General features: G+C 59.3%; 15 protein-coding genes. 7 read left to right on the top strand and 8 right to left on the bottom strand.

Translation table 11 applies throughout. The features are described 5' to 3' along the window. Window positions 1-35: 35 nt before the first annotated feature. The 4 genes from Q1A44_RS04565 to Q1A44_RS04580 all read right to left on the bottom strand — a co-directional run bounded on the left by Q1A44_RS04565 (window position 36) and on the right by Q1A44_RS04580 (window position 4524). Window positions 36-974 carry a zinc transporter ZntB gene (locus tag Q1A44_RS04565; protein ID WP_299620326.1) on the bottom strand — a complete coding sequence of 313 codons (939 nt, stop codon included), beginning with the start codon at window positions 972-974 and terminating at the stop codon, window positions 36-38. Window positions 975-1058: 84 nt separating this feature from the next. Then, the gene (locus tag Q1A44_RS04570; RefSeq protein ID WP_299620329.1) at window positions 1059-3086 is read right to left on the bottom strand and encodes an NADPH-dependent 2,4-dienoyl-CoA reductase; all 2028 of its coding nucleotides are present in this window, start codon (window positions 3084-3086) and stop codon (window positions 1059-1061) included. A 320-nt stretch (window positions 3087-3406) separates the two neighbouring features. Further along, window positions 3407-3583: a hypothetical protein gene (locus Q1A44_RS04575; protein ID WP_299620332.1), complete on the bottom strand. Its 177-nt coding sequence runs from the start codon at window positions 3581-3583 to the stop codon at window positions 3407-3409. Window positions 3584-3813: 230 nt separating this feature from the next. Continuing rightward, window positions 3814-4524 (bottom strand): hypothetical protein, encoded by a 711-nt coding sequence (locus tag Q1A44_RS04580; protein WP_299620335.1) that lies wholly within the window; start codon window positions 4522-4524, stop codon window positions 3814-3816. Window positions 4525-4868: 344 nt separating this feature from the next. Between Q1A44_RS04580 and Q1A44_RS04585 the strand changes: the two genes are divergently transcribed. From Q1A44_RS04585 to Q1A44_RS04595, 3 genes are read left to right on the top strand one after another with little or no spacing between them, the layout of a single operon-like run. Next, window positions 4869-5309 (top strand): GNAT family N-acetyltransferase, encoded by a 441-nt coding sequence (locus Q1A44_RS04585; protein WP_299620338.1) that lies wholly within the window; start codon window positions 4869-4871, stop codon window positions 5307-5309. Next, entirely contained in the window at window positions 5306-5788 is a 483-nt protein-coding gene (locus Q1A44_RS04590) for an RNA pyrophosphohydrolase (RefSeq protein ID WP_299620341.1), read from the top strand. Before Q1A44_RS04585 ends, Q1A44_RS04590 begins: the two co-directional genes overlap by 4 nt. Next, window positions 5788-6285, top strand: coding sequence for a hypothetical protein (locus Q1A44_RS04595; RefSeq protein WP_299620345.1), 498 nt, complete (start codon window positions 5788-5790; stop codon window positions 6283-6285). Before Q1A44_RS04590 ends, Q1A44_RS04595 begins: the two co-directional genes overlap by 1 nt. On the opposite strand, the gene Q1A44_RS04600 is transcribed toward Q1A44_RS04595, so the two are convergent. The 3 genes from Q1A44_RS04600 to nth are packed head-to-tail and all read right to left on the bottom strand — an operon-like array spanning window position 6282 to window position 8542. Then, window positions 6282-6872: an N-acetyltransferase gene (locus Q1A44_RS04600; RefSeq protein WP_299620348.1), complete on the bottom strand. Its 591-nt coding sequence runs from the start codon at window positions 6870-6872 to the stop codon at window positions 6282-6284. The two genes, Q1A44_RS04595 and Q1A44_RS04600, sit on opposite strands and share 4 nt — an antisense overlap. Window positions 6873-6911: 39 nt before the next feature. Further along, entirely contained in the window at window positions 6912-7901 is a 990-nt protein-coding gene (locus Q1A44_RS04605) for an adenosine kinase (protein WP_299620351.1), read from the bottom strand. Beyond that, window positions 7898-8542 (bottom strand): endonuclease III, encoded by a 645-nt coding sequence (nth, locus tag Q1A44_RS04610; RefSeq protein ID WP_299620354.1) that lies wholly within the window; start codon window positions 8540-8542, stop codon window positions 7898-7900. Before nth ends, Q1A44_RS04605 begins: the two co-directional genes overlap by 4 nt. A 128-nt stretch (window positions 8543-8670) precedes the next feature. Here nth and Q1A44_RS04615 point away from each other — a divergent pair, with 128 nt between their 5' ends. Both Q1A44_RS04615 and Q1A44_RS04620 read left to right on the top strand, forming a co-directional pair. Continuing rightward, entirely contained in the window at window positions 8671-9228 is a 558-nt protein-coding gene (locus Q1A44_RS04615) for a pyridoxamine 5'-phosphate oxidase family protein (protein ID WP_299620357.1), read from the top strand. 362 nt (window positions 9229-9590) lie between these two features. Next, window positions 9591-10556, top strand: coding sequence for a hypothetical protein (locus Q1A44_RS04620; protein WP_299620360.1), 966 nt, complete (start codon window positions 9591-9593; stop codon window positions 10554-10556). 18 nt (window positions 10557-10574) lie between these two features. Here the strand turns inward: Q1A44_RS04620 and Q1A44_RS04625 are convergent, their stop codons facing one another. Further along, window positions 10575-10817, bottom strand: a complete 243-nt coding sequence (locus Q1A44_RS04625) for an acyl carrier protein (protein ID WP_299620363.1) — start codon at window positions 10815-10817, stop codon at window positions 10575-10577. A gap of 164 nt (window positions 10818-10981) precedes the next feature. Between Q1A44_RS04625 and Q1A44_RS04630 the strand changes: the two genes are divergently transcribed. Beyond that, the gene (locus tag Q1A44_RS04630; RefSeq protein WP_299620366.1) at window positions 10982-12208 is read left to right on the top strand and encodes a hypothetical protein; all 1227 of its coding nucleotides are present in this window, start codon (window positions 10982-10984) and stop codon (window positions 12206-12208) included. Then, on the top strand, window positions 12201-12998 hold the full coding sequence (locus Q1A44_RS04635; protein ID WP_299620369.1) for an LnmK family bifunctional acyltransferase/decarboxylase: 798 nt from the start codon (window positions 12201-12203) through the stop codon (window positions 12996-12998). Before Q1A44_RS04630 ends, Q1A44_RS04635 begins: the two co-directional genes overlap by 8 nt. Window positions 12999-13004 lie beyond the last annotated feature (6 nt).

Here is a 13004-nt window from a genome sequence, read left to right on the forward strand (position 1 = left end):
ACCGTGTCAGGGGCCTTGCGCGCGCCGCCGGGCCCCTAGATCCAGCGCATCCGCCGCAGGATCCAGATGGCCACTGCGGTAAGGATAACCAACCCACCGCAGAGCGCTGCAAAGGCCCAGGGCGTTTCGATGCCCGGCATCCCCGCGACGTTGACACCAAAAAGCCCGGTGAGAAATCCCAGCGGCAGGAATACTGCCGCCACGATGGACAGGACATAGCCATTGCGTCCCTGCGCCTCGGCCGCACGCGCGGTGTGGTGATCCTGCACGGCGGTCATGCGGGCGATCAGGGCTTCCAGTTCTTCCACGGCCAGTTTGGCCAGATTAGTCTGCTCGCGCAGACGCGCGCGCTGGCCTTTGGTCATCAGATCGGTCTCGGTGCTCAAAAGGGCGGCCAGCGCATCGCGCTGTGGCCCCAGATACCGACGCAACCGTATGGCCATGCGCCGTTCTTCAGCCAGCTCGGGCGGCAAGGGGCTGGCGTCATCCACGACACTGTCCTCCATCGCGTCGACCCGGTCGCCCAGATCAAACACCGTGTCCTGCACCCGCGCCATCAGCCCCGCGCTCAGCACCCCGACAAAGCCCATGGGGCTGGAGGGGGCCTGGCCCGCTTCGGCCTCTTGTCGGATGGTGTTGAGCGCAAAGACACGCCGCACCCGTACCGTGACGATCATACGCGCAGTGATCCACATCCGTACTGCGACCATCTGGTCCGCAGGCCCGTCCGCATTCAGGTTCACGCCCCGCAGGTTCAGCATCAGCCCATCGCCATAGGTGTCCGCGCGAGGCCGGGTTTCAGGGGCAGTGAGGGCTGCGGCGGGGATGTCGGGAACTTCGGCGGCAAGGAATTCGGGCAGGTCCGGATCGCTCAGATCAAAGTGCCACCACCGATACCCTTCACCCAGGGGGCGGTCTTCGGCCGGGGGCCGTGCCGTGCCGTCGGGGGCAATATCAAAGACGCAAATGGGCATGGCCGGACGGTATGCCCCCCGCGCGCTCGGCGCAATGGCTGGCAGTGGCGGATCAAGATCCGCCTTACGGGGATGCGTCTGGCCTCAGAGCGTGGCGGCCAACCGCGTGCCCTGATCAATCGCCCGCTTTGCGTCCAGCTCAGAGGCCACGTCGGCCCCGCCGATGATGTGGTGCACGATCCCTGCATCGCTTAGTGCATCCGCCAGTGAACGGTCCGGCACTTGGCCCGCACAGAGGATGATGTCATCCGCCTCGATCAGCGTGGGGTTCTCGCGCGCCTCGCCAAAGGACACGTGCAGGCCCTTTTCGTCGATCCGCTCGTAATTCACGCCGCCGACAAATTCGACGTTCTTCATCTTGAGGGCCGCGCGGTGAATCCATCCGGTGGTCTTGCCCAGCCGACGCCCGTGCTTTTCCGCCTTGCGTTGCAGCAGGGTGACGGCGCGAGCGGGAGCCTCTGGCTTGGGCCCTTCGGGCGACAGGCCGCCGCGATGCTCGGCGGGGTCAGAGACCCCCCATTCCACCATCCAATCCGGCAGGTTTTCCGTCGGGCTTTCGCCTTCGTGGACCAGGTATTCCGACACGTCGAACCCGATGCCGCCCGCGCCCACAACTGCGACCCGCTTGCCGGGCGTGGCCCGTTTTTTCAGCACGTCGATATAGGAATGGACATTGGCCCCGTCCTGGCCCGGAATGGCCGGATCGCGTGGCAGCACGCCGGTGGCGATGATGACCTCGTCAAAGCCTTGCAACATCTCGGTCGTCGCCTCGGTGTTGAGCCTCACGTCGATGCCCATGTCAGCAACCATGGTCCGATACCAATCGACCAGGCCCCAGAACTCTTCCTTGCCCGGCACCTGTTTGGCCATGTTGAGCTGGCCGCCGATCTCGTCCGACCGGTCGATGATGGTGACGCTGTGCCCCCGCTCTGCGGCGGTCATGGCGGCGGACAGGCCCGCGGGGCCCGCACCCACGACGGCGATGGATTTCTTGGTGCTCGCAGGTTCCACCACCAGTTCGGTTTCCGAACAAGCACGCGGGTTCACGAGGCACGAGCTGAGCTTGCCTGAGAAGGTGTGATCCAGGCAGGCCTGGTTGCAGGCGATGCAGGGCGCGATGTGGTTGGCTTTGCCCTCCATCGCTTTGCGCACGAAATGCGCGTCGGCGAGCATGGGCCGGGCCATCGACACCATGTCGGCGCAGCCGGTGCTGAGGACTTCTTCGGCCACCTCGGGCGTGTTGATCCGGTTGGAGGTAATGACCGGGATGCTCACTTGCCCCATCAGCTTTTTCGTGACCCAGGCAAAGGCGGCGCGGGGGACCGAGGTGGCAATGGTTGGAATGCGCGCCTCGTGCCAGCCGATGCCGGTGTTGATGATGGTGGCGCCTGCCTTTTCGATTTCCTTGGCCAGTTGCACAACCTCGTCATGGGTCGAGCCGTTTGGCACAAGGTCAATCATCGACAGGCGGTAGATGATGATAAAATCGGTGCCGACGGCCTCGCGGGTGCGGCGCACCACCTCGATGGGCAGGCGCATCCGATTTTCGTAGGACCCGCCCCAACGGTCGGTCCGCTTGTTTGTGTGAGTAACGAGGAACTGATTGAGGAAATACCCCTCGCTCCCCATGATCTCGACCCCGTCATAGCCCGCCTCTTGGGCGCGCTGGGCGGTGGCGACGATGTCGCTGATCTGTTTTTCGATACCGTCCTCGTCCAGCTCGGCCGGGGGGAAGGGCGAGATGGGGGATTTGACGGGCGAGGGGGCAACGCATTTGGGCCCGTAGGCATAGCGGCCAGCATGCAGGATCTGCATCGCGATCTTGCCGCCTGCGTCGTGCACCCGCCGGGTCACGATGGAATGGTTGTCGATGTCGTCCTGGGTGACCATCATGGCCGCCCCGGGCAACACGGAGCCTTCGAGGTTGGGGCCGATGCCGCCGGTGACCATCAGACCAACCTCGCCCCGCGCACGTTCGGCATAGAACTCGGCGACGCGGTTCCAATCCTTGGTCTCTTCGAGGCCGGTGTGCATGGACCCCATGAGCACCCGGTTTTTGAGCGTGGTGAAGCCCAGATCAAGCGGCGCAAGCATATGTGGATAATCGGTCATGGTGCCCTCCCCGGCGTGAATGCCCTTGGTGTCGGTTATTGGGCACGCGATGTCACGCGTATTTGTGTCTGGCATGCAGCGCGGGTTGTCACGCGCGACGCGGCGTCATGGTGGGGGCAGCCTGTCCCCGCGGGGACAGGTTTGTGGGGCAAAATGAGCTTGGCACAGCGGGTTGGGGTGAGGCGGAGATGTGGGATGGAGAAGGGCGATGTTCCTTGCCATGCGCTTAACGGAGCGGGCGGCGGAACGCGGGTGGGGCAACAGATGTGCGCCTGTGCGGGGGTGATCGTCTGTGGGGGTGAAGTCATGTTTGCAATGGCTCAATCGCCCATCGGGCCCGTCAGGCCAAATGCCTTGATCCGGGCAAGTCCGCGCGTGTCAAAGGGGCCGAGAAGGGATGGTTTGCGCCCAAAATTACCCGTGCCGCGCGGCGCATGAATGCTCGCATCATAGCTTGGATGTTGGCGCGGGCCGAATGCAGCTTGGTTCTGTGTCACGCTTGTCGCCACGGAAGGACGACTTGTATGCAAGGTTGTGACCGTCATCCTGCAAACAGGCAGTGACCCCCAAAATCGTTGTCACCTTACGAAATGATACTTGAGGCAAGAACGGCGGTCTGACTTGGGGCGGCTTCCAGGTATCGCAAGATACGTAAAACCGCCGCCCCAAATTCATTGCCAAGAAACGGATCCAGCAAAACGAGGTTTTGAACCCCTCAACCGGTGGTTCAGGCCGTCGGGCCACCCAGGGCATTGCCGGAAATGTCATAGGCCATGGGGGACGGGCGGCCGACAGGCAGGTCGATCCAGTTGCCAGCGGCATTGAAGGTGATCGCCCTTTGGGAATTGCCGTGCCATTCGTTGGCATAACCGGGCGAGTTTTCCTTGATGATGCCATCATAGCTGAACAAGGTTTTCTCGTCCGAGGCTGCGATCCCCATACGCATCCGCAGCTGCCAGACAACAAAGATGCGCGATGCAGCATCGGAGAAGGCCCAGCCCTGATCGATGGTTTCGGTGGTTGTCGATGTGACCGTGTTTGCCACGCTGTAGGTTGCCGTCACGCTCGCTTCCACGCCCTCGCCCTTGACGCCAAGGGTTCCGCTTATCGTCTTAGTTGTCGCGTCGGTGACCGTTTGGGTCACGGTATTCGTGAAATTGAACTTTGTGATGTTGGCTTCTTCGGCCATCAGGCACGACCAGTAGCTGTAGGTGACGGCCCGCAGGTCAGAGGGGATGGACTGAAACGGGCTGCTGGGCGTTGGAAAGGAATATGCCTTTGCCCAGGTCAAGGTTGGTTGGTCTCCGTGCGGGACAAGCAGGCGCAGCCCGTCGTAGTTCGCCGCGACGCTTTTGTAGAGCGTAGGTGTCGTGTCTGGGAATTGTGGGTAGTCGGACGGGTTGATCTTTTGTGGGATAATTGCAGTGCCTAGGGTCATTGTAGCGATTTTTCTCAAGTGGCTTCAAAACAGGCTAAGGTTGAAAGGATTTGCTTTTCATTTCAAGAGTCTTGCCGGCCTCCCAAGCCAGGTTTGTCAGAAATGGGCACCGTTGCGAGGTGCGCCACCGATGATCGGGTTTGGGGATTGCGTCGATCAAAACGCCATTGATGTGCGGGTTTTTGAAAGCACCCACTGGCGGTTTGTGGACGCGCGACCGCCTTGTCCTGCGCTGCTGCCCTTGATCTGTGCCTTGGTCTGTTTCACCACTGCAGTCGAGATACTTGGTTCATGGGCCCGAGCGGGGTGATGCCGATATGCCGGAAAATCTGATCGTCGGGGAAATGAGATGCGCCCCTGATGTTTTGGGCCATGTGATGTGGCGGGCCATTCATGAAGGGGCCAGTGCCTATTCCCAAGCTCAGCGGACTGCCTGGCTGCCCGCGCCGCCGTCCGGGGATGCCTGGGCCGCAAAGCTGGCGGGGCAGGTGGTGTATGTGGCCGAAGCGCAGGGTGCCCCCGTCGGCTTTGTCACCCGCGCGGGCGCTTATGTTGATCTGGCCTATGTCCTGCCAGACTGGCAGGGGCGGGGCGTGTTTTCGGCCCTTTATCCCGTGGTCGAGGCGGAGGCGCGGACCATGGGTCAGAGCCGCCTTTGGGTCCATGCCTCGCTCATGGCGCAGCCCGCCTTTTTGGCGCAGGGATTTCATGTTATCGCCCATGAAACAGTTGAGCGGAACGGCCAGACCCTGGACCGCGCCGAGATGGAGAAGCGCCTGACATGACCCCTGAAGAGATTGCCAAACTGCCCTATCGCCGCAATGTGGGCGTGATGGTCGTGAACGCGGAGGGCCACGTCTGGGTCGGGCAACGCAATGACCGCTACAAAGACGCCTGGCAGATGCCTCAGGGCGGGATTGACAAGGGTGAAGATGCCCGCGCCGCCGCCCTGCGCGAGTTGGAGGAAGAGACCGGGATCACCCCTGATCTGGTGGAAGTTGTGGCCGAAACCGAAGGCTGGCTGCCCTATGAGTTGCCCCATGACCTGATCCCAAAGCTGTGGAAGGGCCGCTATCGCGGGCAGGAGCAGAAATGGTTTCTGATGCGTTTTCAGGGCGTCGATGCGCAGGTCAACATCGACACGGATGATCCTGAATTCGCCGCGTGGCGCTGGATGCCCCCCGCCGAGTTGCCGGATGCGATCGTTCCCTTCAAGCGCACCGTTTACAAACGGGTGTTGGATGCCTTTGCGGGGCAGATGTGATGCGGTTTTGGGCGCTGGTATTCGCGTGTCTGCCTGTGCCGGGATTTGCCCTGTCTTGCATGGTCTACGGCGTGACGGATGCCTTTCTGGATGCGGCCAAGGCCGAGGCGGCTTATGTGCCGGTGCTGGGCACCCTAGAGTTTGATCCTGACCTGCTTCCGCAGGTGGACTGGCAGCGCCAGGGCGACGTGCCCGCCACGACCCTGCTGCCCGCCAGGTTTGAGGGGGATGCGCTGACGGTGCGGGGCGTTGACCTGCCCTTTGCGACCGATGTGGTGTTGGAGGTCAATTGCGCGGGCCCCTGGTGCCCGTCGCCGCAACCGGGCCCGGTGCTGGCCTTTTTGCGCAAGACCTCGGTGAGCTATGTGCTTGAGACCAACGCCTGTGGTGGGGACCTTTTTAGCCCGCCCAATGCGGCGCAAATCGCGCAAGTCCGCGATTGTCTGGCCGGGCGCGATTGCATCCCGCTGGATGCGCAACTGCAACGGGATCGCTAGGGGCGAAAAAGCGGCACATGCGGTGCCAGCGCCGGGTCGTAGCCCAGCGAAATACGCGGATCGTCCGCCACTTCGATCCTTTGCCGCGTGGGTGTGAACCCTGCGCGCCGGTAAAAGCCCAAAGCCTGGGGGCTGTCGATGGTGCAGGTGTGCAGGTGAAACCGGTCGATCCCGCGCTCAAAGGCCAGTTCAATCGCCCGGTCCATCAGGTAAGCCCCGCTGCCGGTGCCGATCAGCGCAGATGTCAGCCCGAAATAGGCCAGCTCGCAGGCCCCGTCGTGCCGGAAATCCAGCTCCAGCAGCGCCTCGGGGCGACCGTCCTTGAGCAGGGTAAACAGATGCACGTCCGCGTCATGCAGGATCGCCCCCAGGGCCCTGTCATCCAGCAGGCTGCGCCCGTACCACAGCCAATCCCGGCCAACCCGGGCAAAGAGGTCGCGGTAAAGTGTGACGTCGCGGGCCAGTGGGGCAAAGCTGACCCCGTCTGGCATCGGCACGCCCCGCAATTGGGGTGCGCGCATTTCAAGGTCGGTAACAACCATTGCCACCTTGCCCTTTGGGATGTCATGAAATCCGTCGCTCAGCATGGCTTCATTGTTCCCAAAATACTCAAATTCGACAGGGGATCACTCCAACCCGGCGGCCGCGAAATGCTGGCGCATATCAACCTGGGGCCGGGGGCCCACATGGCTGATCACTTCGGCGGCACAAAGATTGCCCATACGCCCGCAGGTTTCCAGATCGCGGCCCGTCAACATGCCATAGATGAAGCCCGCAGCGAACTGGTCGCCTGCCCCGGTGGCATCCACGGGCACGACTTTTTCGACAGGGATGTCGTGGCGCTCTTCGCCCGCGATGATGGTCACACCGTCGCCCGAGCGGGTGCAGATCATCAGGGGGATCATGGCTGACGTTTTGGCCATGGCGTCCTCAAGGTCGTCTGTTTCAAAGAGCGATCTGATTTCGTGTTCGTTGCCGATGACAAAGTCCAGCTCGTTCTCGATCATGTCGAGGAAATCGGCGCGGTGCCGATCCACGCAGAACGGATCGGAAATGGCGATGCCGGCCTTGCCGCCGCCCGCGCGGGTCAGCCGCGAGGCTTGCCGAAACGCTTCCTTGCCCTTGTCCTTGTCAAAGAGATAGCCTTCGAGAAAGATCATTTCGGAGGCCGATGCCACCGCTTCGGGCACGTCATCGGGGCCCAGTTCGGTGGAGATGCCCAGATAGGTGTTCAGCGACCGCTCGCCATCGGGTGTGACAAAGATCATGCAGCGCGAGGTGGGCAATTCCCCGCCCGGCACGGGGTCGTTCACGAAATCGGTGCCGCTGTCCTGCATGGAACTGGCATAGAACTTGCCCAAGGCGTCGTCATGAACCCGGCCAATAAAGGCGGTCGGCAGACCCAGCGCACCCACGCCCGCAATCGTGTTGGCCACGGCCCCACCCGGCGTCTGCAACCGATCGGTCATGGCGGCATAAAGCACCTCGCCCCGCTCTTGTTCGATCAATTGCATGATCCCCTTTTCGATCCCCATCAGGTCCAGAAAGGAATCGTCGGCATGCGAGATCACGTCGACAACGGCATTGCCGATGCCCGACAGTTTGTATTTTGTCATTCGGTTTTATCCTCAAAGGGGCAGAGATCGCGGATGATGCAGGTGGGGCATTGCGGCTTGCGCGCCTTGCAGTGATAGCGCCCGTGCAGGATCATCCAGTGGTGTGCGTGCAGCTGAAAATCAGCCGGTATATTGTCTTCGATGGCGCGTTCGACCGCGTCCACGGTTTTGCCCGGCGCGATCCCGGTCCGGTTCCCGAGCCGAAAGATATGTGTGTCCACGGCCTGCGCAGGGTAGTGCCACCACATGTTCAGAACCACATTGGCCGTCTTGCGCCCGACGCCGGGCAGCGATTGCAGGGCAGCCCGTGAATTGGGCACTATGCCGTCATAGTCATCCACAAGGATTTGGGAGAGTTTCATGACGTTCTTGGCCTTTTGTCGAAACAGCCCGATCGTCTTGATATGTTCGGTCAGCCCGTCGATCCCGAGATCGAGCATTTTTTGCGGCGTGTCCGCGATTTGAAAAAGCGCCCGTGTCGCCTTGTTCACGCCCGCATCGGTGGCTTGCGCCGACAGTGCAACCGCCACGACCAGCGTGTAGACATTCACATGCTCCAACTCACCCTTGGGTTCGGGGTCAGCGGCCTGAAACCGGGTGAAAATCTCGCGGATCGTGTGATAGTCGAGTTGCTTTGCCATGGCGGGGGGTATGCGGAAAATTGCGCTGGCGAGCAAGTGGGTGTGCCAATAGATCGCCCTGGCCCTTGAATGCGGGTCGCAGACGCGTACGCTGCGCCCGGGTTTTCATCACACACAAGGGTATTTTGATGGCCAAGCAATTCGAGGCCCTGAGCGCGGCCCACCGCGCCTTTATCCTGCGCCAGCACATCTTTTTCACTGCCTCTGCCGCCCCGGGCAGTCGGATCAACGTGTCCCCCCGCGAGATCGGCGCCCTGCGCATTCTGGACGACAATACGGTTGTCTATCTCGACCGCACCGGCAGCGGCAACGAAACGGCGGCCCATATGCTGGCGGATGGTCGCATGACGATCATGTTCTGCGCGGTCGAGGGCCCGCCCCAGATCATGCGCCTTTATGGACGTGGTCGGTCGATTGGGTGGGAAACGCCTGAATTCGCCGAACTGACCGCAACGCAGTATGGCGAGGCCCCCTTGGGCACGCGCCAGATCATGCGCCTGGACTTTGATCTGGTGCAGACCTCGTGCGGCTACGGCGTGCCCTTGTTCGACTATCAGGGTGAGCGGGCGGCCATTGAGAACTGGCACGACAACAAGGGCCCCGAAGGGATCGCAGCCTATTGGGAGGCTGAAAACCTGAGCAGCATGGACGGCTTGCCGACGGGGTTGAAGGTGGGGGAGGGGTGAGCGGAGCGTGGGATATTGCACATGTCGGGTTCGAGCCCAATGCGGCGATAGTGATTGCATGCGAGCAGCACACGCAGCACCAGCTTCGCTACACCTGTGCGGAAACACTTGAGCCATAAGTTCACCGCCTGTCGGTACACTTGCTGTTCGTTTCGAGCGGTTCAGGGTATGCTCGCGACTGTAGTGGCTCGTATCCTTACGGGCATCAAATTGTCTGGTTCATGTTTTTGCGCCCGCGCGGCCAGGTATTTTTACCTTTGAACGGCGCACGCTGCGCCGTTGGCATCACCATTTTTGCCGCGCAAACCAAGTGTGTAGACTGCAATCGGCAATGAGTTTGATTATGGAGAAGCCGGAACGGCATGAAAAAGACAGTCTATCTGCATATTGGGCAATCCAAGACCGGCTCAAGCTATATTCAATCCATGTTTGCCCTGTCTCGGCAGGAGCTTGGCGCCAGTGGAATTGAGTATCCTGCGTTTTCCAAGGGTATTCTGATGGCTGAAAAAGGCCATGTGAGTTGGGGAAATGTGGATTCGATTGCAGATATTGCAGACTTGATTCAAAGGGCTGCCGCAGAAGCGCCTGACGCGTCAAAGCTTCTGTTTTCAGGGGAGCATTTACTGCAGCTATTTGATGCTCGGTTCGGCCCAAACGGGTTGGAGGCGCTTCGGGATGAATTTGATTTCAATATATTATTGTTTGTCCGAGACCCACTGGATCATATGGTGTCGATTTTCAAACAACGCAAGAAAACGGGCCGGTTCTCTGGTGCCTTGGAAAGCTTTGCCGCGAGCTATAACGCGCCCGCCATGATCGAAAGAGTGCTCGGGAACCTGAACGCCCAGGGTTATACGCATACAGTCTTTAACTACTCGAATAATGCACAGAATCTGCATGCGCTGGTGGCCGGGTGGTTGGGCATTCCGAGCGATCGTCTTGAGGACGCACCCGATCATAGTATCAATCGATCGCTCACGGCCTCGGAGGTTTTCATGCAAACAACGCTGTCCGGGCATCTTGATCAAAAGGATGTTCTTCTCATCGGGACCATGCTGTGCAATCTCGTGCCCGATGTGTCGCCCGACCCGATGCACATTTCAGAACCGGTTTTGGCAGGATTTCTGGACCGCATGACAAAGGTTTGCGCGCAAACAAACGACCTTTTGCCATCAGGCCAGCACTACAACCTGCCCACTCTTGCGGAGGCAATTGCCAAGTATCCAGCGGCGGACGATGCCGAGGCTCTTACCTTTTCGAAACAACAGATAGCAGCAGTTTCCAAGGCGTTCGGCATGATTGTAGAGAGAAACAAAGGCCGGGTCTGATTGCCGCAAAGAGCAAACTCAATCCAGTAGTTCGATAATTCTTGTGTAGAGTTGACCGGCCGTTCGCACGGTGTGATCCAATTGATCGGTATCAATGTCGACGTCGTCATTCTCTTCAAGTTCGAGGATGAACTCTACAAAGGCAATGGACGTCATGTTCAGACCGCTTCCGAACAAAACATCCTCTGATTGAACGCTTTCAACCCTGGCGTATTTTGCCAGCGTTTTCAGGAAGTTGGTCTTTTCTAAGGCGTTCTGCATGGAGTTGTTTCCAGTGACATGATATTCATCGCGAGGTTAAATTTGGATAAGCGAATGATGATGAATGCTCAAGCCGGGATGGGCGGCCAATGGGTGAGTTAGGCAGGGCCTTGGGACTCTCATCGGCCAAGCTTGACGCAGCAAGTCAGGGCTCTGAAATCGACATGACAGCGCTTGAGCAAGCGCTTTGCGATGCGCACCAACAATCCCTGACCAAGGCTGGTGTCATTGGGCTCGTCGTTACGGCAGCGACGCACCAACTCTTTCAGGCAGGCCGTTATCCGGAAGTGGCCGCTTTGGTTGACGCATCAGGGCTGTCGTTGCCCGCGTTGGACCACGTCCGGTCCGAGGCAGAGAGGCTTTTGCAGGGTGATCGTGCGGGTGTCACGTCTGCGAGTCTTCAGAAGGATTTTGAAGATGGGAAAATTGATGCAAGAGCGTTGGTTGCCCTCAAATTCCGCAATCGCCTTCGTTTGAGAATTGATGATTACAAGCTGTTTTGGGACAAGGTTCCGGCCTCGCTTGACGAAGCACTGGAGGCTTTGAATCCCGAAAATGCCGCGGATTTGTATGACGCGCGCATGATCGATACCCTTCTGTCTTTGCGACCAGGCGCAAAAGAAGATCGGGATGCTTTTACAAAACGACTGCTCTGGGGACATGCCGCCGCCGATTTTTTCACGTTCCTTCGGCGATATACCATGATGCTGCACTCGAATGCCGTGACACCGAAGGATTTTTCCGACGACGACAGGGCTATCTTACAGCTTAACCGACAGATGAGTGACCTTGTGATACCGCCGGACGACACCAAAATCGCGGCTGACATCACAGCAGGTAAGACAATCACACTGCTCGGAGCTCATACTGGTATGTATCTGCTCGCGGAACCCAGACATTTCAACACATCCTTGCCACGGGCAGACGTCAACCAAATGACGAGCAGCAATTTGACATCGCCCGATCATATGCACGTCGGCACGGCATCCAAAAACTTCAATATGGAGTTCGTTTCATTCATCAAGAAGGTCCAGAAACGGCAGACCATGATCAGAATCTTTCCCGACGGCAGCAACGGTCAGGGCAAAGCGGTCGTCGATGTTCTTGGGAAAGAGGTTTCTCTAGGACTTGGTGCCGCGTTAATCGCTTGGAAGACTTCTTCTGCGTGTCACTATATCGGGACGCGATGGCACGGGCGGAAAGTTCAGATTGATCTTGTGAAAGGACCTGATGCAGCCACGTTTGACAGACGTGAGGCATTTGATGCCGCCTTCCACAAGTTTTACGCCGACTGCCTGATCCGGGTCATCCGTGGCGCGCCAGAGGATATGGTGGCACGTGGCCTTTTCTGGGAAGAAATCTATGCCGGAGGCGCACAAATCAGTGTCTGACTCTCTCACCATGGCAGGCGACTTTACCGTCGGCCTGCCGCATTTGGATTTTCACACTCTGTCAGAGGATTTCGCCCTTGGGCACAGTATGGATTGTCACTGGAAGATGCTTGCCAATAGCCTGGGGCTCAAGGCGTCAAACTGGTTCGACAGAAAGGGCGACCGCATGTATGCGGCGGCAATCTATCTGTCTACCTGGTTTGACCTCGAGCACCCGGTTGGCGAGGATGATGAATGCCGTGTCAATTCCGAGATGCTGGCGGTTCGCAAACCTCATGCGTTATCGACGACACGTTTTCTGGTGAACGACACATGCCGGGCTGAAGTCCGAATATTGACCAGTTTTGTGAAACGAAATCGGGCTGGATCGAACAAGAAACTGTCGGTGACGCGGGATATCTGGCTGGAAGAAGACTTTGGTGGTTCGAGGATTGACGAGATTCTGGAAAACCACCACCAGGCAAAATCCATGCCTGATCTCGGCAAGACTTACGGAACAACCGAGATCAACCGTGCGATGGACTTCAACGCCGCAGATTTATTTTACTTCAAGAACTTCGTTCGGATCGGCAAGGCGATGGAGTGGCGGCAGAATCGTGGCAGCGCACCGCAGCTCAACGTTTCCCGAGAGTGCTATTACTACGGAAATGCCGATGATGGAGAAATGATAAAGACGCGGGTCGCGCGGGAAAAAGCCGGTGGGCAGACAAGCCACCACACAGCGGACGGCAAAAGGATTTTCCTATCAAGCTGGACCGCCCAGGATCTGGCGAACGAAGCACCGGACTGAATGGTC

The sequence above is a fragment of the uncultured Tateyamaria sp. genome, assembly GCF_947503705.1.
In the GTDB taxonomy this organism is placed as follows: domain Bacteria; phylum Pseudomonadota; class Alphaproteobacteria; order Rhodobacterales; family Rhodobacteraceae; genus Tateyamaria.

Bases quoted from the DNA above. Each gene is read 5' to 3' on its own strand.
- Q1A44_RS04565 (WP_299620326.1), bottom strand. From the start codon at position 974: ATGCCCATTTGCGTCTTTGATATTGCCCCCGACGGCACGGCACGGCCC.
- Q1A44_RS04570 (WP_299620329.1), bottom strand. From the start codon at position 3,086: ATGACCGATTATCCACATATGCTTGCGCCGCTTGATCTGGGCTTCACC.
- Q1A44_RS04625 (WP_299620363.1), bottom strand. From the start codon at position 10,817: ATGCAGAACGCCTTAGAAAAGACCAACTTCCTGAAAACGCTGGCAAAA.
- Q1A44_RS04595 (WP_299620345.1), top strand. From the start codon at position 5,788: ATGCGGTTTTGGGCGCTGGTATTCGCGTGTCTGCCTGTGCCGGGATTT.
- Q1A44_RS04585 (WP_299620338.1), top strand. From the start codon at position 4,869: ATGAGATGCGCCCCTGATGTTTTGGGCCATGTGATGTGGCGGGCCATT.
- nth (WP_299620354.1), bottom strand. From the start codon at position 8,542: ATGGCAAAGCAACTCGACTATCACACGATCCGCGAGATTTTCACCCGG.
- Q1A44_RS04590 (WP_299620341.1), top strand. From the start codon at position 5,306: ATGACCCCTGAAGAGATTGCCAAACTGCCCTATCGCCGCAATGTGGGC.
- Q1A44_RS04620 (WP_299620360.1), top strand. From the start codon at position 9,591: ATGAAAAAGACAGTCTATCTGCATATTGGGCAATCCAAGACCGGCTCA.
- Q1A44_RS04615 (WP_299620357.1), top strand. From the start codon at position 8,671: ATGGCCAAGCAATTCGAGGCCCTGAGCGCGGCCCACCGCGCCTTTATC.
- Q1A44_RS04600 (WP_299620348.1), bottom strand. From the start codon at position 6,872: ATGCTGAGCGACGGATTTCATGACATCCCAAAGGGCAAGGTGGCAATG.
- Q1A44_RS04580 (WP_299620335.1), bottom strand. From the start codon at position 4,524: ATGACCCTAGGCACTGCAATTATCCCACAAAAGATCAACCCGTCCGAC.
- Q1A44_RS04605 (WP_299620351.1), bottom strand. From the start codon at position 7,901: ATGACAAAATACAAACTGTCGGGCATCGGCAATGCCGTTGTCGACGTG.
- Q1A44_RS04630 (WP_299620366.1), top strand. From the start codon at position 10,982: ATGACAGCGCTTGAGCAAGCGCTTTGCGATGCGCACCAACAATCCCTG.